Origin of the sequence: Dehalobacterium formicoaceticum, assembly GCF_002224645.1 — a bacterium.
GTDB classification, from domain to species: Bacteria; Bacillota; Dehalobacteriia; order Dehalobacteriales; family Dehalobacteriaceae; genus Dehalobacterium; species Dehalobacterium formicoaceticum.
Genome location: NZ_CP022121.1, coordinates 2419770 through 2444720, shown reverse-complemented (window position 1 = coordinate 2444720; position 24951 = coordinate 2419770). Strand labels below are relative to the sequence as shown.

The window sequence follows — 24951 nt, the reverse complement described above, 5'->3', positions numbered from 1 at the left end:
TAAGACTTACTTTCGATATGTCTTAACTTCGTTCATAATTTCGTCTACATCAAGAACCATTTCCATCATGCTGATTTGTTCGTCATAAACAGCTGGATCAATTTCATCTTTAAGTTCAAAAATATGATAAGCTTTGAGTCCCAACGAGACTCCGGATAATGGACCGGCAAAAGTAGGATCACCGACAGATACGGTTTCGGCGGCAAGACCGGAAGCCTCTGCTTCAGCCCCGCCCAGAACAACTATTAAATCTTCTTTTCCGTATTTCTCTGCCAAATCTTTGATCCTGGATTGGTTTTCCAGGTCCATTGCGCCTGCCGCTGTTCAGACAAAGCATTCAGTAGTGGAGAATACTACTTCTGCCCCGGCTGATTTCAAACATTCTTCCATGGCAGGCCCGGGGATGCCGTCCCGGTCACCAATTACTGCCACTTTTTTGCCTTTTAGCATGGTGTTTACCCCTTTCATATTCTAAAATTTTACTCATTACGGAAGCAGTCATATATAGTTAAATATAGTTAATTAACGAAAATAATTTATATTTTAACTTTGAACACAGTTTGTTCTTGTACATCTTGCGTTAATGAATCCAGGGCAACGCCTACCCGGTGATAACGAAGTTTCCATTGTTCCTTTTTATCTGTCCCCGGGTCGCCCAAAGGATAGGGGATGGAAATGGTGGGTACTATTCTGTTGGAACCTACAGTTGTCGCCACCGGAATCAAATTAGCCATTTGGACCACAGGGAATCCTGCCCGTTCTAACTCTTTTACCATCGTTGCACCGCAACGTGTACAGGTGCCTCAGGTGGAGGTGAGAATAATACCGTCCACATGATCTTCTCTTAGATAGGGTATCATCTCTTGGGCCATTCTTGCTGCTTCTGCCTGTGTTGTGCCGGTACCTACCGTGGAATAGAAGAAATTATGCAGCTTACCGATCTTTCCTTCCTTTTCATAAGCCCTCAGAGCATCTACCGGAGTAATTACATCCGGATCTGCATCTGCTGCAGCCGGGTCAAATCCGGCATGAACAGTTTTGTATACGCCGCTCTTTAGATCATCCAAGCCTTCAATGTTGTATCGGCCCCACCTGGTAGCAGAGGCTGATTGGATTCTGTCCGGATTGTCCACGGGAACAATACCGCCGCTTGTGATCAGGGCAATATTAGCTTTACTTAAATCTGCGATAGGAGGAGCAATCGGTACCCGATCCATTTTAGGAATCGGTAATTCCGTTTCATAGGGTTCGCCATTCAATTTTTTGATCAGCATTTCTACAACTCTGTCGGCAGCCGGTTTTTTGTCATCCAGCCACACTTGGTGTCTGATGCCTCTGGGATAATATCCTTCCAGGGCAGCTTCCAGAATAGCCTCGCCTTTTAAGAGTTTGTTGCCAAGGCGGGCCATATTTTTGATGTCTTCTCTCATTTTGGCGGCACTCTTGCCGCCCCTCATGATATACATATCCTTCTGGAACATCTCTACCCCAGGGTTCTCTTCGTGCATCGATGTGACCACCGGGATGTTAAATTTTTCTTTTACGGCTTTACAGATGTGACCGCAAGCGCTGCCATATCTTCCGGCCTGAAAAGCAGGACCGGCTAAAAAGATATCCATTTCCTTGTCCTTAAGAAACTCTAAGATGGTATTAACCGCATCTTCGGTATTGGACCCCATATAGTTATCACCGCAGATGATCGTATGGGTAACATCTGCGTCCAAATGTTTTACAAGCTCGTTGGCCGGTCCAACCAAGCCTTCCTGGATCATAGGCGCAATATCAGCTTTGTCTTCCCCGCCGATCTGGCCAAAAAACTGGTTGATATATAATATTGCTTTTGCCATAGCTTACACCTCCTTAAAATGCTTTGACGGTCTTGGGGGACCATCCTACAACCTGATCACCACAGAACATCGCGTTGTTTTCCATAATCACAGAACCGTCTTCTCTGACGGATGGTCCCAGGATTTCGTCTGTTGACCAGCCGCCGGAACAACCGTCTCTGCCCAGAGCTTCCAATTCTCCTAACACTGTCTCCATGGGAGGAAGTTCAATTATTTCTGATACATTACCACAGGAAACGATGGCAGTAAGTTTTTCGTCCATTGTGACCAGAGGTTGTGATGCTCCGTCTCTTCCGGTACACTCGTTGGTGATACCCACGGTTTTAACTCCTGCATCCTCCAGAGCTACGATGCATGCCACAAAGTCGGCATCCGGATTTCCATAGCCTTCTTCCGCAACAATCGCCCCGTCGGCGCCCAGGGATTTTGCGATCTGGGCCACAAAGAGAGCAGATCTTTCTTTTTGTTCCAGGGCGACATTAAGATTTGACATGATGACCCCTAAGAAGTTTAATGTCTTGCCATGTTCTTGATACAGCCTCTTAATTACAGGAAAGTTCTGAAAGTCATAGGTGGACCACTTGGAAGAACAGGGCATAAAGCTTCCTGAAATAATCGAGCCATCCAGCACTTCATTTGGATGCATAAATGTGGGTACCATGTGATTGGTGTCCCAGCCATAAAGCAGGTCATTGTATCCGCTTTCTTCCATCTGAGACTGAGGCTGAAGCACCAGTACCACCTTGGGCAGCTTCATTACTTCCGGATCCCTGTTTAAAACAGGATCCAACTGATAAACTTCCGTCTCTTCCGGCACCAAATCTTGCACACATGAAGCGATAAACTCAGCCAGTTTGTGGCCTGCCAGTCTTAACGCCTTGTTTTTCTTCTGCTGCTCATGCTTTTCAAAATCCTCATCAGTATCAGCTACCAACACAATATTTATCAACTGGGAGTAGTAGGTGTATTTTGCTCCTTCACCGCTCATATCGATGAAGCCATCCTGGAATCCACCCCAGTGTTTGCCCACGACAGTGACACAGCAGTCTTTAAGTGCATGGGTCTTTCCTTCTCCTACAGGCATTAATTCTCCGGTAAATCCCGGAAAGAGGGGACCGCAATTTAACCTTACCCGGGGTTCAATTGCTTCCTTTACCGGGCACATACGAATTTTGTCTCCCGGTTTAGCGATATAAAGTTCGGCTTCTGTGATATGCTCGTCCTGACAGATAAAGTCCAAAGCTTCTTTTTTATCGATGGTCAGGATACCGCTCTTATAAGAGGTCTTTTCCCCAAAAACAATATCCTTCACATAGAAATTTCCTATTTCGAGTTTCAAATTTAACACTCCTTTCTTTAATGAAAAACTAAAGTTATTCTTTACTGAAAATCTAAAGTTATTATATTAGCAAAAGTTATGCCAAGTTGTTGGATGATAAAATTATTTTTGGAATTATAGCTGTTAAAGGCAGGTAACACTAGAAAAATAAATGTTCCAAATAGTACAAAGTTCCTGAGGGATGATTACTTAACGATTATAAAAATTAATGCAAAAAGCAAAATAAGGTAGGTTTTGATGCATATTGTGAAAAAGAAAACAAGCCCACCTTGTACGGTGGGCTTATCATCATCATATCCTGAATATTTTTTGTTTCTTATTTAATACCATATTTTTTCATGCGGTAAACCAGCGTCTGTCGGGACACACCCAATTCTTGAGCGCTATTCGTGATGTGACCTTGATTTTTGATTAATGCGGCGATGATTTTTTCCTTCTCATTTTGCCGGATGGAGGACAAAATATTAACCTCCCCCGATGCATTATCTTTAGGCATTTCCGGGGCAGTAATGGGTGGATTAAGCTTCCCCGCCGGTAAATCCAAGTTGGACAACGTAAGGGAATCATGGCCGTATTCTAAACCCTCTTTCAAATAGAAGGGTAAATGTTGTTTCTTAATCGTAACTTCATCATCATTAACCAAATTCATGGCACATTCAATACTGTATTTCAATTGGCGTACATTGCCCGGCCAAGGATAATCCATAATGAAGTTTGTCACTTCATCATCCATGGACTGAACCTTCTTACCATACTTGGCGTTATACTGGGAGATAAAATGATTGGCCAGAAGAAAAACATCGCTTTTTCTTTCTTCCAATGAAGGAATCAAAATATTGATCACGGCCAGGCGATAGAATAAATCTTCCCGGATCTGCTGTTTTTTTATCGCCTCCCTGGGAAATACATTGCAGCTACTGATAATTCTGGTGTTGATTTTAATTTTTTCTTTACTGCCCAAGGGTGTAACATACTTATCTTCGATCACCCGGAGCAGCTTGGATTGGGACGATAGGGGCATCGAATTAATTTCATCCAAAAACAAGGTGCCTCCGTCCGCCTGCTCAAAGAGACCCTTTCGTTCTATCGCACCGGTAAAAACACCCTTTTCCGTTCCAAAGAGTAATCCTTCCAGCAGGGTTTCAGGAATAGCGGCACAGTTTATTGCCAAAAATGTCTCATTTTTTCTTTTGCTGGCCGAGTGAATACTTTGGGCAAACAGTTCTTTACCTGTCCCCGTGCGCCCGCACAAGAAAATAGGTGCGTCACTTTGGGCCGCATTATACGCCAGATTCTTACATTCTTGCAGCAAGGGGTGATTACCGATAATATCATTAAATGTAAAAAGCTTTCCCTCTTTTTCTCCCTTGACTGGTGTTTCGTCATGATATTTAAAAAACTTTTTTTGTAATTCAATGTTTTTTTCAATAGTTTCCTTTAACTTGGTAACATCTTTTTGAATGGAAAAAGCTCCCCAAGTGCCGTCCGGAAATTCAATAGGAAAAGTATTGCAAATCTTGTAAACTTCCCTGTTATTAACGTCATAGCGTAAAGTATGGTCATAGAGGGGTTCTTTGCTGGCAGTCACACGGAGCAGAGGGCTTTGCACAGTATCCAGACCGTATAGTTCTGTGACCGTATGACCTTCCGCCTGTTGCAATGTATAACCATCCAGTTTTTCCGCTGCTTTGTTCATGTAGAGGATGATACCCTGGTGATCAACAAAATAAACAGCATCACTTAAATGGTCAAATATTTCTCGTAAAACGGTGTTACTGCTAAAGAAATCTCTTTCCATGAAAACATCACCCCCGCTGGATTCAAAATCTGGTAGCTCTCTTACGTGATATCATTTAATATACAATCTATATTGCACATGATGCCTCTTCTCGATATATTATATCATCATAAATTGAAAAGAACACCCCTGCACGATTACAACTGCATTATTGAAACCGGATCACCTGCCTCGTGCAAGAGCCCTCCCTTTATTATAACAGGAAAATTAGATAGAATATGTGTATGGTTAATGGGGAAAATGTTATAATGAATGATAAATACATATAGAAAGGAAAAATATAATGAACAACAAATACAAAGCTCTTTTTGAACCCATCACTCTGGGAAACGAAGTGCAGGTGGATAACCGATTTGCTATGGCGCCGATGTTGATCTTCGCCTCCAACGAAGACGGTTCTATCGGGCAGGAGGACTATGATTACTTTGAACTGCGCAACGATACGGGAGCTCTGATTATCACCGACGCGGCAGCAGTATCGGAAGAAGGATTGGGCATGCCCAACCAGCTTACCGTGTACAATGATGATAAAGTCCCGGGATTGAAGAAACTGGCCGATATCATCAAGGCTAAGGGGAACAAGGCGATCATGCAGCTGCACAACGCCGGACGTGAAGCGCTAGGTGCTTATCAGCGCTATGGCAAGGTACTGGCCCCCAGCGCTATTGATTTTCCTTTTTTAAATTACGTGCCCGAAGCGCTCACAGACGAGCAGATCCTTTCTATTATCGATGATTACGGCCAAGCCACGCGCCGCGCTGTGGAAGCGGGTTTCGACGGGGTCGAGATTCATGGCGCCAACCACTACCTGCTGCAACAGTTTTTCTCAGCCTACTCCAACACCCGTACCGATGATTGGGGTGGCAGTTTTGAAAAGCGGATGGCCTTTCCGCTGGCGGTGTTGAAAAAAGTAAAGGAAGTGGCCGCTGAAAAGGCCGGCAAGGAGTTCATCGTTGGCTACCGCATCTCCCCCGAAGAAGTACATGGCGAAAACGTAGGTTATACCGTGGATGATTCCGTCAAGCTGATTGCCAAAGTAATCGACGGCGGCGCTGACTATCTGCATGTCTCCTCGGCAGACTACAAAGCTATGCCGGGCGCCGGCGGTCAGGGCGAACCAATCGCGCAAACAGTATACAAGAGCATCGGCGGCAGAGTACCAATGATGCTGGCAGGCAGCATCCTGACACCGGACGATGCGTTGAATGCCTTGCGTTACACCGATATCGCAGCGTTAGCCCGGGCAGTGATCATTGACCCGGACTTTGTGCCCAAAGTGCGCGAGGGCAAGGCAGAAACCGTGGAACTGAGCGTGGCCGGCCGTCTGGACAAGTTGGCACTATCCAAGGTGCTGTTGAACTTCTGGCAGATGGAAAATTGCCCGCTGCCACCGCTGAAAGGGATCACCTACTAAACACCGTTCTCACATAGTAAAGAATAGTGTCGACATCGGACTTCAGATGGGATATCTACCCCACCTGAAGAAAAAATGAGCTCCCTCTTAATAGAAGTGGGAGCTCATTTGAATTTGATCAATTTTTAGGGGAAGCATGTTGTGGCTGCACACCATAATCAGTCAAGCACTTCAACCTTTGCATAATAAGGCTCAATATGCACGATGACCTGAACATTATTGTTAATTTCCTCCTTGATTTTGTCTTCAATATTATGCATCAACTTATGAGATTCTTCAACACTCATGTCAGGCTCGATCATTACATGCATATCGATATGAAGATCATGTTCACAACCTCGGCTCCGAATGTTATGGGCATCCTTAACTTGCTCAAAGCCAAGAGCAATATTCCTGATTTTTTCTGTATCTACCACTACCTTATCAACTAGTATTTCGCCATTATTTTTGAAAATTTCATAAGCTGCATGCATAATAAAACCAGCTACAACAAGAGAAGCAATCGGGTCAATGATTGGAGGTAAACCAATCTTGATAGCTATTAAAGTCACCAGTACACCCAGTGAGACATAGATGTCACTTCTGGTATGCATAGAGTCGGAGATTAGAATCGGGCTGCCCAGCTTCTTACCTGTACTGAATTCATAGTAGCTTACAAAAATATTGACCAAGAGTGTGGCAAGAAGAGCAATCAGGCTTGCCATCGTAATGTCAGGTGCGACAGGGTTCATGAACCTGCTGATGGCATTTAAAATGATGTTTACGCCAATAAAGAAAAGCATGCCGGCAATAAAAAGCCCTGTCAGCATCTCAATCTTGCCATGTCCATATGGGTGATCCTCATCAACCGGCTTGGATGCATATCGTATCCCGATCAACCCCACGATATTAGAAGAACCGTCAGTTAGAGAATGAAACCCATCAGCGGTCATACTGGAACTATTGATGATGTTACCAACAAATATCTTCAGAAATGCAACCCCCAGGTTGGCAAAAAGAATAATCCAAAGTACCTGTCTCACTTTTTTATAAGTATGATCAGTCATAATTATCCACCTTATCAATTATTTCCCTTGGGGATATACTCTTTAAATCTAACCTTACCTTTAAATCATATTAATCCTAATATTAATCTAACTATAAATATAAATACCAATGAAAATGTCAATCTAACTATTTATATTATCTATCCTTCTGTGTTTAAAAAAATACCCATGGGTCTATAATTTGTTGATAATTATAGTCCCACAGGTATTTTCCCTGTTGCCGGCATTACGCCTGCCCGACCCTATACACTAAAAAAGTGTATCGCCTGATCTATTTAAAGTATTTAAAGTATTTATAGTATTAAATTGTCAGCTCCTATAAATCTTATGCTAAAACCCATAATTTTGTCAACTGTTTTTTGTGATTAAATTTAAAAAAATTACAGGGGAAGGCAAACAGGGGAGAAGGCAAACAGGGGACGGCAAACAGGGGAGACGGCAAACAGGGGACGGTTCTTTGTTTGACACAGATATCCAGACTTAACGGATTTATTGTTAGTAAGATTTTTCAATGCTAGAACAAAGAACCGTCCCCTGTTCTACTCGGGAACAGCTTGAAATTGCTTGATGTTATCTGTTATTATTCGGCAATTGTTTTGCCAAAGTCCACCGCCGACTTTTGCGCTGCATCATCCGGGTTCCATTGGTTTCTATAGCCTTCCGACACAACTTTAAATCCCGCGTTTTCCATCAGCTCATTAATAACCTTTACCGATTCTCCGCTCCAACCATAGCAACCGAAGGCCGCCGCTTTTTTCTCTTTGAATTTAAGCTCTTTCATAAGATGGATAAACCCAGCCACCGAATGCAGAATGCTGTTTGAAATTGTCGGCGAACCGATAACGACGGTTTTTGATTTAAAAACCTCGGTAATCAGATCGTTCTCATCGCTCTTGGAAAGATTATGGACCTTAACAACCACGTCAGGATCAGCCAGCCTGATTCCTTCCGCTATTTTTTCAGCGAGCAGCTTTGTGCCGTTCCACATGGTGTCATAGATAATAACAATTTGATTCTCCTGATAATTATTTGACCACTGGGCGTATTTTTCAATGATCTGCATGGGATTGTCCCGCCAAATAACGCCATGACTCGTCGCGATCACTTCAATCGGAAGGTTCAACGCGATGACTTCGTCCAGCTTTTTTCTTAAGATGGGGCTGAACGGGGTCAGGATATTCGCGTAATACTTAGTAGCCTCATTGAATAGATCGCACTGGTCAACCTGATCGTTAAACAGCTGCTCTGTGGCTAAATGCTGTCCGAAAGCATCGTTGCTGAATAAAATATTATCCTTGGTTAAATAAGTTGCCATGCTGTCCGGCCAATGAAGCATTTTCATTTCGACAAAAACGAGTTCTTTTCCATTCCCGATATCAATTTTATCTCCGGTCTTAACAACCTGAAAATTCCAGTCTTGATGATACTGGCCCTTCAGGGAATTGACCGCGCTCGCAGTGCAGTAAATCGGCTTGTCCGGAATCTGCTTCATTAATTCGGGAAGAGCGCCGCTGTGGTCAACTTCTCCGTGATTAGCAATGATAAAATCAATTTTATTCAAATCGATTTCCCTGTCCAGGTTATCAACAAACTCTCCGGCAAAAGGAGCCCAGACCGTATCAATCAGAACGGTCTTTTCTTCCTGAATCAAATAGGAATTATAAGTGGAGCCTTTATGAGTTGAATATTCGTTGCCGTGAAATTTTTGAAGTTCCCAATCTACTTTGCCGACCCAAAAAACATTGTTTTTGACTAGTTTTTTCATTTTTTATCATGCTCCTTTATCGTTATTTATTCTTCCCTGATTATTTTCCCTTTGATCACACCATTCAATCCGCTTTTTATACAGGGTATTTACATCAAGAACAAAGAACCATTCCCTGTTCTACTTAAATAGCCCGAGGCCTTGAGGCCGACGGTATTCTGAATAGCGCAGGCCATGAAAAGTGGTACACCAGCATCATCAATCAAATTCTGCAAAATGAAAAATACATCGGCGATGCCCTTTTGCAGAAAACATATACCACGGACTTCCTCACAAGGTTTTATATATATTTGCTGGTTAATGGTTTGAAAAAATCTTCCGGAATGATATTAAATAAATTTATCTGCCCGCCTCCTCACCATTCCCTATTGTTATCTCATTTCGACATAATTGCCTAACACCATTTTGCATAATTATACTATTATCAATTAGACTTAACAACATATTGGTCATGACATTGATTTTAATGTACTTTCATCAAAGAAGACATTCCTCAATGAAAATTCTCTGGAGCCGGAATTGTATTTTATTCATTGAGTTGTAGGAAATATTTAAACATAACTTTCCACTATTTTTTTTAAGTAATCTGCAAAATATATACTTGTGGACAATTCCATTATAATTATTAATTATTTGAAAAGAGGATGAAAAATGGGTAAGCAACACGGGAAAAAATTATTTGTTGCCTGTTTAGTATTATGTTTTATAGCTGTATTGACCTTTATCTATTACTTACCTATTAATTATGTAAAAAATGTAAATAAAGAGGAAAAAACTATTCTACTACCCTTAGGGCAGGAAAAAAATGGCGTCAATCCGATAAATACAAATAATCGTAAAGCTAAAGTAGCCATCGTTATTGATGATTTTGGACAATTCAATCAATCAGGTATAGAAGAAATGATGTCTATCCGTAAACCTTTGACCTTTGCAGTTATGCCTAACCTGGAATTTTCGCAAATAGCGGCGAACAAAGGAGCAAAAAGCGGATTCGAAATCATAGTCCACTTACCCATGGAACCCAAAAAAGGTAAGTCCAGTTGGTTAGGTCCGGGTGCCATTGTTTCCACAATGAATACCAACCAAATTAAACACAGGGCATCTTTAGACTTAGCGGCAATTCCCGGCGCGATAGGTTTCAATAATCACATGGGATCATTAATTTGTTCAAATGAAAATTTAATTCGACCGGTACTAGAAGCGGCTAAAGAAAAAAACTTTTTTGTCTTAGATAGCGGAACAGATGAGCACTCCCTCATAATACCTTTGGCTCATCAGATGAAAATACCCTGCGTTAAAAGAGATATTTTTCTCGATAATGATAAAAGCATATCACACATAAAAAAACAATTAGACTTATTAGCTGATAGAGCATTGACCAATGGCGGTGCAATAGGCATTGGTCACGTCGGTTTAGGCGGTGAAAAAACCGCCCAAGCTCTTCAGGAAATGATCCCAATCATGGAGAACAAAGGAATAGAGTTCGTCTACCTATCTGAATTAGTCAAATAGTACTTATGAAACTAATAAATCTAAGGGGGCAATTATGCATAAAAGATTTATTCTCACTACAGTAATGTTCTTCCTTGTTATTTTATCCCAAATAGCAATAGCTTCCCCGGGTTATGGCAATTATGGCATTATTGCTCAAGCACCGGGTTCCCCTATTATTGCCATAGATCCGGGGCATGGAGGTTATGACCCAGGAGCAGTTTCCGGCAATGTTCTGGAAAAAGATATCAATCTAATAATTTGTAAAAAATTAAAAGAACATCTTGAAAACAAAGGATTTTTGGTAGTACTAACCCGTAATGGTGATTATAACCATGCAATAAAAGGTCTGCATGGAAAAGAAGCAAAACGCTATGACCTAACAGAAAGAATCAAAATAATAAATTCCAGCAATGCGGAAATACTATTGACCGTCCATGTTAACAGCAACAATAAAAACGCCTATGAAGGCGCAGAAGCATTTTACCATCCGAAATCATTAAATGGTAAAATGCTAGCTAATTACATTCAGGAAGAACTCAGAACTGTTCCCGAAATTAGAAAAAGGCTGTCAAAAAACAGTAAATGTTTTATGCTGTGTAATACTAAAATTCCTGCTGTACTGGTAGAAATCGGTTACCTAAGTAATCCTAGAGAACAAAAAAAATTAGAAGACCCTCAGTACTTAGATCTTATCGCTCAAAAAATCACAGCAGGAGTATTAAAGTACTATGATCTAAAAACTGCTTGGGAACACATGGTTACTTTTCTTCCTTTGAATTTTTAAACTCTTTGGATTTGTCAATATTGGTTCAGTAAAAAAGCGCAAGGATAAAATATTAGTTTAATTGAAAATGGAAATTTACTCTTTCTAAAATAGCACCACCATTGAAAACATGTTTAAGAATTAATGAAAACTATTAATGTTTTTTGGTGAGCCCAGAGATAATTACCACTTGGGCTACTTAGGTGCCGAAGGGGAGCCTTTACAGACGGGGTCCCCAAGCGTGTTAAAATAGTTTTTAGACGGGCTTATATGAAACATTATGTTTCTCGGAGCCGCCCGTCGGTAATTTAATAACGACACGCGTGGGGTGGATGTCAAGGCCACCGGGGTTTCATAAAACAATCGGACTATATTTTAAAAAGTCAATTTAGGCTGCTATTTGATTTTGGTAATACATTCCCCTAAATATCATTGGGGGCCATCCATTGTTCGTACTATAAATACGCCTTAAATTATAGTAACAAATATACCTGTATATTACTGTTTTAACCTCTGCTGTAGTCATTTTTGTAGTATCCATCTGATATAGTTTTTCTTTTTTTAGGGTGGCAAAAAAGCTCTCCATTCTAGCATTGTCATAACAACGGCCGACACTGCTCATGCTTTGTATTGCCCCATATTGAGTTAAGGTGTTTCTGAAGATACCGCTGGTAAATTGGCTTCCCCTGGCCCCATCATTGCGACAGGCATGTTTAAAGGCCTCTACGCAAAGTTCGGCTTTCATATTAGTATCCATTTTAAAACCACGTATGCTGCCGTCGTAGCAGTCAAGTACTGGCGCAAGATAGAGCTTCCCGTTTTTACAAGGTATTTCGGTAATATCCATTAACCATTTTTCATTGGGATTTTGTGCTGTAAAATCCTGGTTTATGAGGTTCTCTGCTTTTTGTGCCTCAGAATCGGCTTTCGTTATTCCTTTTGGCCTTCTTTTACAATGGATCATTAGATTGTTTTCTTTACATATTCTGTATATAGTGCTATAGCTACCTTCATAATTTTTATTATTCATTAGGTATTGATATATTCTTTTAACTCCATAATTTGCGTTTTCCGGATCTTCTTTCAAGAGATCATAAATCTGTTTTAATAGATCAGCATATTTGTAGGGTTTACTTTTATTTCTAAGGTATTTATAATAGCCGGATTCGCTTACCTGAAGTACCCGACATAATGCCGCTACGCTCCATTTTCTTTCCTGGCTGCGTAATTCAATGTACTTCATCCGCTGATCCTTTTTTACTTCCTCCGGCTTTTTGCGAAAAAACCTAAAGCATCCTGAAGTATTTCTATGTCTTCCCGGGCTTGTTTTAATTCCTTGCGAAGTCTGTCATTTTCTGCTTTGATTTCTTCTTCGCTCATTTGCCGGCCGTTACTATCAAATACCATTTTTTGTTTCTTGGCTCGGGCTTTCCAACCGTAAATTGTACCTTCTTTAATTCCCAATCGTTGGGCTGCTGCCGCTGCCCCTATTTCATTAGCTAGTTTTAGAGCTTCAATGCGTTCCTCTTTTGTGTAACTTTTTGCCATCCAAAATCGCTCCTTTGTATTTTTAGTATATCATTTCCTTGCGATTTTGGACTGCACTTTAATTATAGCACTCCACTCTAAGGAGGAGTTGGGTTAGTTCAGTTCTTAGTCTTCATATCCGGCAAGATCTTCATTGTCGTTTTCATTTTGAATATTATCGTTATCCCCAGCTTTTGATCCCTTTTCTAGAACAAACAGGGGGAACAAACAGGGTCTTACAAACAGGGTCTTACAAACAGGGTCTACAAACAGGGGACGGTTCTTTGTTTGGCACAGATACTTACAAACAGGGGACGGTTCTTTGTTTGGCACAGATATCCAGACTTAACGGTTTTATTGTTAGTAAGATTTTTCAATACTAGAACAAAGAACCGTCCCCTGTTCTACCCGGCCACGCAATCCCCGTACCAAGCCTTTTCATTATCCGGCACCTTTTTGTCCACCTTTTCATAAAATATATCGTAATAAGATTGTGGCAGAGAGTAAAAAAAATATTAGGAGGGTGGCCATGACTAAGAATAGAAATTCAAGTTGCGATGATAAATGTGATGATAAATTAAAAGTAAGAATAAGACAATCGGATGATGGTTGTAAGAAAAAATTAGAAATTAAAAATAACTCTTTTAAAGTGAAGGTGCGTGTGAAAGACTAGGACTGGGGAATTTAAACAAAAGATGATGACTGATCTATAAATTTAGGTAGTGTCCCGGGATTTGTGTAAACCTAAAAATTTGATGTAGAATATCTTAAATGAGTTAGGGGTTAAGAGCCGTTTCGAGGCACTTGACCCCTAATTACATAATAACTTTACTAATAAACATGTCAATAGGTTTAACCTTTCCATTCATATAGCAATGAATAAAAAACTTATCTCTCATTTATCGCCAATTCGTTTTTTATCAATGTAATGACCACAGGAATCAATGAAACTGCAATGATTCCCAATATAACCAGGCTTAAGTTATCTTTAACAAAGGTCAAATTGCCAAAGAAATATCCGCTGAATAATGCAATTGTTACCCAGGAAATTCCACCTGCTACATTAAATAGAGCAAACTCACCATAAGGCATGATACCCACTCCGGCCACAAATGGTGCAAATGTTCGGATGATAGGGACAAATCTGGCAATGATAATGGTTTTACCACCGTGTTTTTTAAAGAATTTGTTTGTGCGCTCAAGGTATTCTCTTTTTATAAAGCGCATATTTTCATGCGCAGAAACCTTGTACCCAAAAAAATGTCCTATTGCATAATTTAAGGTATCTCCGGCGATAGCAGCAACACAAAAAATCAGATAAATCGGCAGGACCTTTATTGAACCGGCCGCTGCTAACGCACCTGTAGTAAATACAAGCAAGTCCCCCGGCAGGAATGGTGTCAACACAAGACCTGTTTCACAAAATATAATGGCAAATAGTATAAAATAGATAAATATGCTATATTCATTTATATGTAAGCGTCAAATCAAACCCACATATTCGTCCTTTTCTTACTATGAGATAATGAATTCGAAAAGAGGGACAAAACCTCCTCCATGACAATCACAAGGAAGTGAGTGTGGCTATGATGTTAGGCCGAGTAGACACGGTTTATCTTGCAGCCGGCGCAACGGATCTTCGCAAGTCTATCGATGGCTTGGCTGTAATCGTGCAAGAGCATTTCCGCTTGGATCCATTCTCTAGGCATCTTTTTGTCTTTTGTAATCGCAAAAAGGACAAAGTCAAAGTCCTAGAATGGGGTGGCGATGGATTCTGGCTCCATTACAAGCGCCTCGAGAAAGGACACTTTCAGTGGCCAGATGGCAATAGCCAGTCACTTGCTGTCAGCCAGCGAGAATTTCGATGGCTGCTCGATGGTTTACCCCTTCATCAGGCAAGTGCCAATCCGGAAATAAGCGAGAGAATCATCATATAAAAACTGCGAAAAACCTTGATTCTATGCGGTTTTTGGCTATCTTTCATTAGCGAAAAATGATATAATAAAGCCATGGAAAACATAACTGAATCAGACGCAAACCATCCTCAAACGGATGAACATATACAAAGTCTTAAGGACAAAATTTCTGTTCAAGAGCACCAAATCGAAGAGTTGTCCGCTAAGCTGAAATGGTACGAAGAACAGTTCCTTTTAAGCCAGAAGCGGCGATTCGGTGCATCCAGCGAGAAAACCAATCCAGATCAATTAAGTTTCTTCGATGAAGCGGAACAAGAAGCCGATCCTAAGGCATCTGAACCAACGGTTGAGGAAATTACATATAAAAGACGCAAGACCAAGGGCAAGAACGACAAAATGCTTGATGATCTTCCCGTAGAGACTGTGGAATACCCCTTATCGGATGAAGCACAAACTTGCCCACAGTGTGGTGAGCATTTACATCAGATGAGTAAAGAAATCCGAAAGGAGATCAAGGTTATTCCAGCTCAGGTTAAGGTAGTCAAACACGTGCGACACGTATATACATGCCGTAACTGTGAGAAAAATGACATCTCCACGCCGGTGATCACTGCACCAATGCCTGCCCCTGTGCTTCCGGGTAGCTTTGTCTCACCGTCTTTAATGGCGTTTGTGATGGATCGAAAATATACTTTAGCTGTTCCGCTTTACCGGCAGGAGCAGCAATTCAAACACTTTGGTATTGATTTATCTCGCCAAACAATGGCCAACTGGATGATTCACGGTGCGAATGATTGGCTTGTTCATCTGTACAACCGCATGCATACCAAGCTAATTGAGCATGAGATTTTACATGCGGATGAAACGATATTGCAAGTGCTGCGTGAAGAAGGAAGAACAGCCGCTAACAAATCATATATGTGGCTGTATGCTACAGGTCATACGGATGTGCCGATCTATCTTTATGACTATCGTACGACCAGAGCCAGTAAGCATCCGCAAAACATGCTTGACGGTTTTAATGGATATTTGCATACTGATGGCTATATAGGGTATAACGGCATTCCAGGTGTCAAACCGGTCGGTTGCTTCGCTCATGCCAGAAGGTATTTTTCTGATGCACTCAAAGCCTTGCCAAAAGGCTCCGACCAGACATCTTCTGTTGCGAAAGAAGGGCTGGATTATTGTAACCAGCTTTTTCACCTAGAGCAAGGGTTCAAGGATCTGGATGCTGACGAGCGATACGACAAGCGTTTGGAACAAAGCAAACCGGTTCTTGATGTCTTCGAAGCCTGGTTAAGAACGAAGAAAAGACAGGTTCTTCCGAAAAGTGCTTTAGGAAAAGCCATTGATTACAGCCTGAAGCAGTGGGATAAACTGTGCGCGTTCTTGCTTGATGGTCGGCTGGAAATCAGTAATAACCGAGCAGAACGAGCCATCAAGCCTTTCGTAATCGGAAGAAAAAACTTCCTCTTCAGTAACACTCCGAAGGGTGCTACGGCCAGTGCAATCATCTACAGCATGATTGAGACGGCAAAGGCCAACCATCTGAGCCCTTTTCATTATTTGACGTATCTATTTGAGAAGTTGCCCAACATTGACTTGGGAAATATGGCTCAACTGGATGCTTTGCTCCCATGGTCGGACACGCTTCCGGAATCCTGCAAAGTTTCTTCAAATAACTGATAGCGTCTTAACGACATCAGAGAGAAGTTTGGGATTGAATCCCGGACGCACTTCAATAGTTGCTTTGCCTACACGAACGGGCAAAGCTTCTTGAGGTTCGCTTACTTCTAACCCGCCGATCTCCACGGAAAGCCACTGCATTTTCTTCTCTGCTGACTTGCTTTCTGACTTAAACTTACGCATCCAGTAGCGCAGCTGATTGATCTTCAATTCATGTGCTGTGCACCATGCTGTAGCCGTTTGGCCACTCGATTTAAATTCATTCACCCTGGATTTCCACATTTGGCACTTTTCAACTTTGGTCAATGAGCAGGCCTCCTTATAGTTATCATGGAGACATTATCTCATAGCTAGATTCAAAAGAATATGTGGGTAGTATTTGACGCTTACATGGCAAATAGTATAAAATAGATAAATATGCTATATTCATTTATATAAATACTTAAATGTTGATCCAGATGTAAAAAAATATCTATAAAGCTCATTACACTGCCCATTTCACTTCTCCTAACCCATATTATTGATTATTGAAATAACTCTAACCCAACCTATAACCACTTTTAACCACTTTTTATCCAATTTCAAGACTCCTACTTCTATAAGTGGGAGTTCCACTTTTTGCTTCGGTGGGGGTAGAGTCCCTCACCGAAGTCTCGATGTCCAGCTTAGCTGGACGAGTTCACTTTAGCCTTACTTGAATATTATAATCCCCCGACTTAAACTCCACCGAAAACAAAGTTAAACTATTCTTAAACTATGGATAATAGATTATTTTAAAGGGAAAAACAAGCTTTCCTTTCGACATTGTTTATGTTGGGTTTAAAACCGAATAAAAAGTCTATGCTATAATTTAGAATATAAGTCAGCAAGGCGGTACTTTATATGACAATAAAAAATATGACGATAAAAAAACGGCTTGTCATTTCAAATATCCTGATGATTCTCTTGCCGGTAGTGATCACCACACTCATTGCCCTTGTGTGCGTGGGCATAATCTGGTTTGCAGTTACGCACAGCGCGGGAATCGGTTTCGGGGATAGCAAGGACTTTTATAGGGCCAGCCAGAGCATCGCCTTGATTATCGAGAAGTCTCTAAAGGATATATCTCACGAGGGCCGACCAGACGAACTGTCAGGACTTAGCCAGGCCCTTGACCAAAGCTCCATGACGCTGTCTGTAGATTCCTCCGGCGAGAATATTTATCAGTATGGAATTGGTACCGATGCCGACAAGACCCTGCTGGCAGCCGTGAACATATTGGGCGGCGAGGGCTTTGTTTCCAACGGGAGCCGAGAGCTGTATGTCCGGCAGACGGAGATTGACGGCATCGTTTACCGCATTGCGATCTTTGCCAGCCCATCGGAACTATCCTATGGCACTCTTAAGGTTGCCCTTGCGCTGTCGGCGATTATTCTGATATTTGCCATCTTCTTCTCCATTCTGCTCACGAACCGCTTTCTTACCAAATTTGTGTTTCAGAAGATCGAACACCCGCTGGATATTCTTTCCGAAGGAGTAAGACAGATCAGTGAAGGAAATTTAGAGTACCGCATCGAATATGACTTGCAAGACGAGTTTACTCCCATATGTGCGGACTTCAATGAAATGGCTACCCGACTGAAAACAACGGTTGAGCTGTTACAGCAGCATGAGCACAGTCGTAAGGAATTGCTTGTCGGCATCTCACATGACCTGCGCAGTCCGCTGACCTCGATCCGCGCTTATGTGGAGGGACTTTTGGACGGTGTTGCCAAAACGCCCCAGGCCCAAAAAGGATATCTGGAAATCATAAAGAGCAAGGCCGAGGACATCGACCGTATGCTGGCAAAGATCTTTTTGTTCTCCAAAATGGAGCTGGGCGAGTACCCGGACAATCCGGAACTTCTGCGGCTTGACGATGAGGTGCGGCAGCTTGTACGAGCACTGGGCGCAGAGTACGAGGAAAAGGGGCTTATCATCTCTATAAATGTACTTGTGCCGGCGACAATAGCGGCTGACCCGGATCATCTTCGACGTGTGCTCACAAACATTATCGAGAACAGCTTAAAGTATAAAACTAAGGCGACGGGAAATCTGGACATTTCTTTGGAGGAGGAAAACGACGGATATTGTCTGTCTCTTTGTGATGATGGCCCAGGTGTTTCTGAGGATGCATTGCCCCATCTGTTCGAGGTGTTTTACCGCAGTGATCAGTCACGGCAGAACCCCCATCGCGGCAGTGGTCTTGGCCTTGCCATCGCAGCCAATGCGGTACACCGCATGAAGGGAACCATTAAGGCAAAGTCCCAAGAAAACTGCGGTCTGGAAATCTTAATTTGGCTGCCAAAAGCGGAGGAATAACATGGAAAAAATATTGATAATAGAAGATGATAACGCCATCGCCGCCATTGAGCGGGATTACCTTGTGATTGACCATTTTGAGGTAGAGATCGCGCCGGACGGCAAGAGCGGTATGGAAAAAGCTTTAAAGGGCGGTTTTGATTTGATCCTGCTTGATCTTATGCTTCCCGGTATGGATGGCTTTACCGTCTGCCGTGAGCTGCGGGAGACACTGGATATTCCGATTCTGATGGTCACAGCTAGGCGGGAGGATATCGACAAGATACGCGGACTTGGACTCGGCGCGGACGATTATATCGAAAAACCCTTTTCGCCAAGCGTGCTGGTGGCGCGGGTCAAGGCGCATCTGGCACGGTACGCCCGATTGAAGCAGACGGGCAAGACCGTACCAACGCAGATCAGCATGGGCAATATCCGCATCAACACCAATACCCACCGGGTCTATATGAACGAAACAGAAATTGATCTGAAAAATAAAGAATATGAACTGCTGCTGTTTATGATGCTTAACATGGACGTGGTGTTCAGCCGCGAAACGCTCTATGAGCGCATCTGGGGTATGGACGCCATGGGCGATAATGCCACTGTTGCCGTCCACATTAACCGGCTGCGGGACAAAATAGAAGCAGACCCGAGCAATCCTCGTTATATCCAGACTGTCCGGGGTGCGGGCTACCGGTTTAAGGCGTAATTGATAATATTTTATCTGCAGTTTAACTCTATTATAGACAAAGTTTAATCCACTTGCTTATACTGGTTTCAATACAGGCAACAAATGAATTTTTTAATTATGAGGTTAGATGTTATGTCAAAGAACTTAACAAAAAGAACCATCAACGCATTCTCTGTACTCAGCCTGGCAGTTTGTATCGCGTTTTTTGTTTATGCCTACAATCGGCATCTTTTCACGTCTCTGGAGGCTTTGCAGGCATATATCGCAGGGTTTGGTGCAATCGGAGCGCTGGTTTTTATCGCTTTTCAAGCTGTCCAGGTGGTCGTTCCAATCCTTCCGGGGGGTCTCGGCTGCTTGGGGGGCGTATTGCTGTTCGGTCCATGGACAGGCTTACTCTACAATTATATTGGCATTTGCATTGGTTCCATTACGGCATTCTGCATTGCCAGAAACTGCGGTAAGCCAATTTTATACTCTATTTTTAACGAGAAAACAATTGCAAAGTATGAAACGTGGACGGGAAACGCGAGTCAATTTGCCAAATGGTTTGCAATCGCGATTTTTCTTCCGGTGGCACCGGATGATTTTTTGTGCTATTTGGCCGGTACCACCCAAATGAGTTGGAAAAATTTTGTCGCCGTTATCCTGCTCGGTAAACCCGCCAATATAGCTCTTTATACCTTGGGATTGAATACGGTTTTTCATCAGATCGTATCTCTGATGCATTGAAAGGAGTTTTCATATGCGTGTTACCTTATATGCCGGAGGCCTGTCACTGGTGCGAAAAAGCGGTGTCGGACAAGCAATTATGCATCAAAAAGCCATGCTGGAACGTGCCGGTGTTGAAACAACCAACAAGTGGGCAGAACCGTCAGCAGTGGTGCATATCAATACTGTCTTCCCTGATTCGCCGGTGGCAGCTTGGCTGGCGCGGAAACAGCACAGGAAGGTTGTATATTATGGACATACCACCATGGAGGATTTCCGAAACTCCTTTAAGTGTTCCAATTTATTCGCGCCGTTGTTCAGGCGTTGGATCATCCTTTGCTACGAACTGGGCGATGTAATCATCACCCCCACGCCTTATTCGAAAAAGCTGTTGGAAAGCTATGGGATAAAAAAACCGATATACAGTCTCACCAACGGGATCGACACGGATTTTTTTGCACCCAGCAAAGAACGCCGCGCCGCATTCCGCGCGAAGTATCAGCTTCTTCCGGATACCAAAGCTGTTATCTCTGTCGGTCATTATATTGAGCGCAAAGGGCTTTTGGATTTTGTGGAGCTGGCGCGCAGTATGCCGGATGTGCGGTTCTTTTGGTTTGGATATACCAATCTGAATCTTGTTCCTAAAAGTATACGCACTGCCATTAAGAATGCGCCGGAAAATTTGTGTTTTCCGGGTTATGTGGAGCGGGATGAACTGCGGGATGCCTACTGCGGCTGCGACCTGTTTGCGTTTCTCTCCAAGGAAGAAACCGAGGGGATTGTAGTGCTGGAGGCGCTCGCCTGCGGTATTCCTACTCTTGTCCGGGATATTCCGGTCTATGAGGGCTGGCTTGCTGACCGGAAAAATGTGTACAAAGCAAAAGAACTGACCGAGTTCAAAGAAAAAGCGAAAGGCATCCTGACCGGCACTTTGCCCGTTCTTACGGAGTCCGGCCTGAAAGTTGCACAGGAACGCAGCTTGGAAGCTGTGGGCAAACAGCTTCTAAGCATTTACAGAAAAGAAAATATTTTATTTCCCGTTTATCTTCATGCAAACAGCAATTTAGAAGCGGTTGATACATGATGCACTTCATTATGCCTCCATGCAGCCAAAATTTTATGATCCTAATCAGAATGATAAATTTATTTGGGCTAATTTATTAAACGTTGGGGTATCTTGACCGGAAGTCTTTTTAAATCCTCTGCAGTAATTCCTTTAATTTTAATCATACCAAAGAGATAGATAATTCCACCAAGAACGATAGAAAGAGAAACAGAAATTAAGTTGAGCCAATAGGCCGAAGCAATGATTCCGGAGAAAAGCATCTCTGAACCTTTATAGCAAAACAGAACCAGTACCCCCATCACCAGAGAAATAGATAACGGCCTGAAGAAAATGCTTTTAAAATATACCTCTACCCCTGCATGTTTTTTAATGCTTAAATGATTTAGTATAGCAGCCAGGGCGTAACAGACCATACTCCCGATAACAGCGCCGTTGACATTAATGCTTTTAATAGCAATCAAATTGTAATTGATTATTACTTTGAAGATTAGAGCAACAACCATATGGATAGTTGGTAAATGGGTCTTCCCTATTCCCTGGAGGATTGCTCCCTGTACCTGTACAAGTGACATAAGCACTACTACAGTAGAACCAATCTCCAAAAGAACCCAACCATGAACATTAGCGGGAAACAAAATGGTTATCACCGGTTTGGCTAGAACAGCAAGACCTATGGCCGCCGGTATTGTGAGCAAAAAGATCGCCCGCAAGCTCTCATTTATTTTTCTGCTTAGCAGTCCCATATCTTTGATGGCAGAGGCGGCAGAAACCGAGGGTATGATGGTTGCAGCCATAGCAGTTGAAATGACAAGAGGGATATTCATGATTTTCTGAAACTGGGTCGTTAGAATCCCATAAAGTGAACTCGCTTCATAGGCGCTAAACCCAGCTGTCATAAGACGGCTTTTCGTATATTTCATGTCGATGAGATTGGCTGCATAAACTGCAAAAACACCTAGTGTTATGGGCAATGAATATCTGAGAATTCTCCTTGCGATCACCCGTTTCGACTCCACATGAAATTTCTCTGTCTGTAAGTCTACTTCATCGATAATGGATTTCCTGCTCTTTAAATAAACGATGGCTAAATATGCCACACTACCGATCGCACCGACAGATGTCCCCACAGTTCCACCGGCCGCAGCAAACTCGATGGCAATCAGTTTGACCTGATGCGCATCACTAATCCCGTGTACGGCAGCATAATGATAACCATAGCGTAACATCAACCAGGCAAAAATGATGGTCAACGATGAATTGATAAACTGCTCAATAACCTGTGAGACAGCAGTTGGCATCATATTGGACCGACCTTGAAAATATCCCCGAAATGCACAGGAGACAGCCGCAAAAAACATAGTCGGTGAGAGGGCTAAGATGGTCAAATAGGCTTCCGGCCATCCAATGGCCCTAGATAAGGGTCCCGCAAAAATCGCCATAAATGAGCTAGTGAAAAACCCCAGGAGCGCCAAAATGACTAATGAAATCTTCAGGGTGCGTCTGGTAGCTTGATAGTTTCCCAGCGACATCTGTTCGGAAACTAATTTGGAGATAGCAACCGGGATACCTGTGTTGGTGATGACAAAAACCAGAGTATAGATCATATAGCCGGCATTATATATCCCATTGCCATAATCATCTATAAGCAGGGTAAGAATAGGCACATAAATAACTGCCAAGAATTTGTTAATAATCCCGGCGATGCTTAATATGGTAAAACCTTTTGTGGAAGTCTGTTTTTGAACCATTTATACACCTTTTAGATTTATTTTGACTTAATACGGGAATTAAGGATACTGATTGCCGCCGCTGGCTGCGAATGCTCCGGTGCCAAACTGTCCTATGAGGATATTCAAATATTTATCCAAATGCAAGAAAATGTCAAACGCTATTTTAATATAATTCATTCATCCCCCTGATTTTTTCCCCTCATTCCCGAATTGTACTCCTTTTCTAAAAAAGGTCAAACTATTTTTGATCGGCAAGCAAACATGGGAGCAAACATGGGACGGTTCTTTGTTCGACATTGATATCCAGATATACCTGTGTTAGAACAAGGAGGAACGAAATCGCTGGCGCAGCTGCTTTTGTGAAGCTGCCATATTCCACCGTCTAGATAAAAGCCATGAATTTTTGAATATCCATATTCATATCCCATATCCATATTGGAGCACACCCTTGCATCTGACTTTATCATATATTACATGACAAACATTCACTTTTGTAATTCACAAGGCCATGATACAATAAGTACATGATTTTTTCAACAAAGAGGGTACAGATATGGTAAAAGCAATCAACAAAATATCATACCTCAAATACATCTTGGCACTATTACTATTTGGGTCAAACGGCATTGTCGCAAGCTACATTTCACTTACAAGCTATGAAATCATCTTTTTACGTACATTGATCGGCAGCTTATTGCTCATAGCCTTGTTTAAATTAGCAGGAAATAAACTTGACATTACCAAAAACAAGCGACATCTAATTTATCTTACAATATCAGGTATCGCAATGGCAGTAAGCTGGATGTTCCTTTATGAAGCTTATCAACAAATCGGTGTCGGTATCGCATCCCTTGCCTATTACTGCGGCCCGGTAATTGTCATGGTTCTTTCCCCGCTGCTGTTTAAGGAAAAATTCACTCTGCCCAAAGTTGTAGGATTTGTTACTGTAATCTTTGGGATTATGCTCATAAACACACAGGCGATGCACGATGGCAAGACATCCTGGGGACTCTTTTGTGGAGTTATGTCTGCCATCATGTATGCAATTATGTTGATTTTTAATAAAAAGGCGGATAGCATCACAGGAATGAGCAATGCCATGCTTCAGCTAACTATCAGTTTTTTAACTGTAGCTATCTTTTTAGGCTTTCGGCAGGGTTTTGTCATTCATGTTAGGGAAGGTGATTGGATTCCCATATTCATCCTTGGACTTATCAATACTGGGATTGGATGTTACCTGTACTTTTCTTCGATTGATAATTTGCCCGTTCAAACAGTCGCGACTTTCGGCTACCTGGAGCCCCTATCGGCTGTTGCTTTTTCAGTCTTGTTTTTAAGAGAAATACTGGATCCAATCCAAGTTCTTGGTGCTTTATTGGTTATCGGTGGCGCCGTATTTACTGAAGGAATATTCAAACGAAAAAATCCAAATAGCATTACTACGCCATATTAGACCAGTTCCAGATTAGATTTATCTTTTACTCCGCATCCTCATCCAGTGTCTCAATCAAAAAGCTCACTGGACGGAAGCCGTCATTACACGAAATCATTGCCGACTTCTTGTTCTTCATCCACCCGTCATAAAAATCTTCGCCGCCGTGGGCAAGTGCCATAACAAAAGGAGACATACTTTCCCATGCACTATCACACATTTCTTTAGGCTTTTCCCACCCATTAGCAACAGAAAATTGCCCAATCTTCATATTGCAAGCGTGCTGTATGGGATTTTCATATTTATCTATCAAGTCTTGATAAACTGTTTGTTTCATCGCCGTTATTTTTACTTTTTTCATATTGATTTCTCCCAATCTCAGTTTTATTATGTTTTAGGGGTAGCAA

The 24951-nt window shown here is 42.2% G+C and carries 23 protein-coding genes, 1 pseudogene and 1 riboswitch; of the genes and pseudogenes, 12 read left to right on the top strand and 12 right to left on the bottom strand.

Annotated features, from left to right (window positions below; all coding sequences use genetic code 11):
* Positions 1-6: 6 nt before the first annotated feature.
* The 4 genes from grdA to CEQ75_RS11790 form a co-directional block, all read right to left on the bottom strand.
* On the bottom strand, positions 7-450 hold the full coding sequence (gene grdA, locus CEQ75_RS11805; protein WP_089610869.1) for a glycine/sarcosine/betaine reductase complex selenoprotein A: 444 nt from the start codon (positions 448-450) through the stop codon (positions 7-9).
* Between the two features lie 86 nt (positions 451-536).
* On the bottom strand, positions 537-1847 hold the full coding sequence (gene grdH / locus CEQ75_RS11800; protein ID WP_089610867.1) for a betaine reductase selenoprotein B: 1311 nt from the start codon (positions 1845-1847) through the stop codon (positions 537-539).
* A 13-nt stretch (positions 1848-1860) separates the two neighbouring features.
* Positions 1861-3195 carry a glycine/sarcosine/betaine reductase component B subunit gene (locus CEQ75_RS11795; RefSeq protein WP_338031964.1) on the bottom strand — a complete coding sequence of 445 codons (1335 nt, stop codon included), beginning with the start codon at positions 3193-3195 and terminating at the stop codon, positions 1861-1863.
* Positions 3196-3502: 307 nt separating this feature from the next.
* Positions 3503-4984, bottom strand: coding sequence for a sigma-54 interaction domain-containing protein (locus CEQ75_RS11790; protein ID WP_089610863.1), 1482 nt, complete (start codon positions 4982-4984; stop codon positions 3503-3505).
* A gap of 283 nt (positions 4985-5267) precedes the next feature.
* Between CEQ75_RS11790 and CEQ75_RS11785 the strand changes: the two genes are divergently transcribed.
* Positions 5268-6398, top strand: a complete 1131-nt coding sequence (locus CEQ75_RS11785) for an NADH-dependent flavin oxidoreductase (RefSeq protein WP_089610861.1) — start codon at positions 5268-5270, stop codon at positions 6396-6398.
* Between the two features lie 158 nt (positions 6399-6556).
* On the opposite strand, the gene CEQ75_RS11780 is transcribed toward CEQ75_RS11785, so the two are convergent.
* Both CEQ75_RS11780 and CEQ75_RS11775 read right to left on the bottom strand, forming a co-directional pair.
* On the bottom strand, positions 6557-7444 hold the full coding sequence (locus CEQ75_RS11780; protein ID WP_089610859.1) for a cation diffusion facilitator family transporter: 888 nt from the start codon (positions 7442-7444) through the stop codon (positions 6557-6559).
* A gap of 192 nt (positions 7445-7636) precedes the next feature.
* Positions 7637-7728, bottom strand: a riboswitch (NiCo riboswitch).
* 296 nt (positions 7729-8024) lie between these two features.
* The gene (locus CEQ75_RS11775; protein ID WP_089610857.1) at positions 8025-9209 is read right to left on the bottom strand and encodes an anaerobic nitric oxide reductase flavorubredoxin; all 1185 of its coding nucleotides are present in this window, start codon (positions 9207-9209) and stop codon (positions 8025-8027) included.
* Between the two features lie 128 nt (positions 9210-9337).
* On the opposite strand from CEQ75_RS11775, the pseudogene CEQ75_RS19010 reads away from it, so the two are divergent.
* The 3 genes and pseudogenes from CEQ75_RS19010 to CEQ75_RS11760 form a co-directional block, all read left to right on the top strand.
* Positions 9338-9487, top strand: a pseudogene (locus CEQ75_RS19010) (recombinase family protein); the annotation flags it as partial.
* 373 nt (positions 9488-9860) lie between these two features.
* Positions 9861-10721, top strand: coding sequence for a divergent polysaccharide deacetylase family protein (locus CEQ75_RS11765; protein WP_089610855.1), 861 nt, complete (start codon positions 9861-9863; stop codon positions 10719-10721).
* A gap of 34 nt (positions 10722-10755) precedes the next feature.
* On the top strand, positions 10756-11487 hold the full coding sequence (locus CEQ75_RS11760; RefSeq protein ID WP_089610853.1) for an N-acetylmuramoyl-L-alanine amidase family protein: 732 nt from the start codon (positions 10756-10758) through the stop codon (positions 11485-11487).
* 367 nt (positions 11488-11854) lie between these two features.
* On the opposite strand, the gene CEQ75_RS11755 is transcribed toward CEQ75_RS11760, so the two are convergent.
* Positions 11855-12709: an IS3 family transposase gene (locus tag CEQ75_RS11755; protein WP_157677441.1), complete on the bottom strand. Its 855-nt coding sequence runs from the start codon at positions 12707-12709 to the stop codon at positions 11855-11857.
* Positions 12710-12723: 14 nt separating this feature from the next.
* A complete protein-coding gene (locus CEQ75_RS11750; protein WP_089610851.1) occupies positions 12724-13014 on the bottom strand; it encodes a transposase in 291 nt (96 codons plus the stop codon).
* A gap of 508 nt (positions 13015-13522) precedes the next feature.
* On the opposite strand from CEQ75_RS11750, the gene CEQ75_RS18425 reads away from it, so the two are divergent.
* A complete protein-coding gene (locus CEQ75_RS18425; RefSeq protein WP_157677440.1) occupies positions 13523-13666 on the top strand; it encodes a hypothetical protein in 144 nt (47 codons plus the stop codon).
* 215 nt (positions 13667-13881) lie between these two features.
* Here CEQ75_RS18425 and CEQ75_RS11745 read toward each other — a convergent pair whose 3' ends face one another.
* The gene (locus tag CEQ75_RS11745) at positions 13882-14400 is read right to left on the bottom strand and encodes a VTT domain-containing protein (protein WP_420828419.1); all 519 of its coding nucleotides are present in this window, start codon (positions 14398-14400) and stop codon (positions 13882-13884) included.
* A 179-nt stretch (positions 14401-14579) separates the two neighbouring features.
* Between CEQ75_RS11745 and tnpB the strand changes: the two genes are divergently transcribed.
* On the top strand, positions 14580-14930 hold the full coding sequence (gene tnpB, locus CEQ75_RS11740) for an IS66 family insertion sequence element accessory protein TnpB (protein ID WP_089610481.1): 351 nt from the start codon (positions 14580-14582) through the stop codon (positions 14928-14930).
* A 72-nt stretch (positions 14931-15002) separates the two neighbouring features.
* Positions 15003-16595 carry an IS66 family transposase gene (tnpC, locus tag CEQ75_RS11735; protein WP_089610849.1) on the top strand — a complete coding sequence of 531 codons (1593 nt, stop codon included), beginning with the start codon at positions 15003-15005 and terminating at the stop codon, positions 16593-16595.
* On the opposite strand, the gene tnpA is transcribed toward tnpC, so the two are convergent.
* A complete protein-coding gene (tnpA, locus tag CEQ75_RS11730; RefSeq protein WP_089610477.1) occupies positions 16584-16901 on the bottom strand; it encodes an IS66 family insertion sequence element accessory protein TnpA in 318 nt (105 codons plus the stop codon). The genes tnpC and tnpA overlap by 12 nt on opposite strands.
* Before the next feature lie 858 nt (positions 16902-17759).
* On the opposite strand from tnpA, the gene CEQ75_RS11725 reads away from it, so the two are divergent.
* From CEQ75_RS11725 to CEQ75_RS11710, 4 genes are all read left to right on the top strand, one after another.
* On the top strand, positions 17760-18935 hold the full coding sequence (locus CEQ75_RS11725; protein WP_242965148.1) for a sensor histidine kinase: 1176 nt from the start codon (positions 17760-17762) through the stop codon (positions 18933-18935).
* Position 18936: 1 nt separating this feature from the next.
* Entirely contained in the window at positions 18937-19626 is a 690-nt protein-coding gene (locus CEQ75_RS11720; RefSeq protein WP_089610846.1) for a response regulator transcription factor, read from the top strand.
* A 114-nt stretch (positions 19627-19740) separates the two neighbouring features.
* Positions 19741-20337, top strand: coding sequence for a TVP38/TMEM64 family protein (locus tag CEQ75_RS11715; protein WP_089610844.1), 597 nt, complete (start codon positions 19741-19743; stop codon positions 20335-20337).
* Between the two features lie 13 nt (positions 20338-20350).
* A complete protein-coding gene (locus tag CEQ75_RS11710; protein WP_089610841.1) occupies positions 20351-21400 on the top strand; it encodes an LTA glycolipid anchor biosynthesis glycosyltransferase, IagA/BgsA family in 1050 nt (349 codons plus the stop codon).
* A gap of 68 nt (positions 21401-21468) precedes the next feature.
* On the opposite strand, the gene CEQ75_RS11705 is transcribed toward CEQ75_RS11710, so the two are convergent.
* Positions 21469-23130 (bottom strand): putative polysaccharide biosynthesis protein, encoded by a 1662-nt coding sequence (locus CEQ75_RS11705; RefSeq protein ID WP_089610840.1) that lies wholly within the window; start codon positions 23128-23130, stop codon positions 21469-21471.
* Positions 23131-23665: 535 nt separating this feature from the next.
* Here CEQ75_RS11705 and CEQ75_RS11700 point away from each other — a divergent pair.
* The gene (locus CEQ75_RS11700; RefSeq protein WP_198306523.1) at positions 23666-24565 is read left to right on the top strand and encodes a DMT family transporter; all 900 of its coding nucleotides are present in this window, start codon (positions 23666-23668) and stop codon (positions 24563-24565) included.
* A gap of 25 nt (positions 24566-24590) precedes the next feature.
* Here CEQ75_RS11700 and CEQ75_RS11695 read toward each other — a convergent pair whose 3' ends face one another.
* Positions 24591-24905 carry a TIGR04076 family protein gene (locus tag CEQ75_RS11695; RefSeq protein ID WP_089610838.1) on the bottom strand — a complete coding sequence of 105 codons (315 nt, stop codon included), beginning with the start codon at positions 24903-24905 and terminating at the stop codon, positions 24591-24593.
* Between the last annotated feature and the right edge of the window lie 46 nt (positions 24906-24951).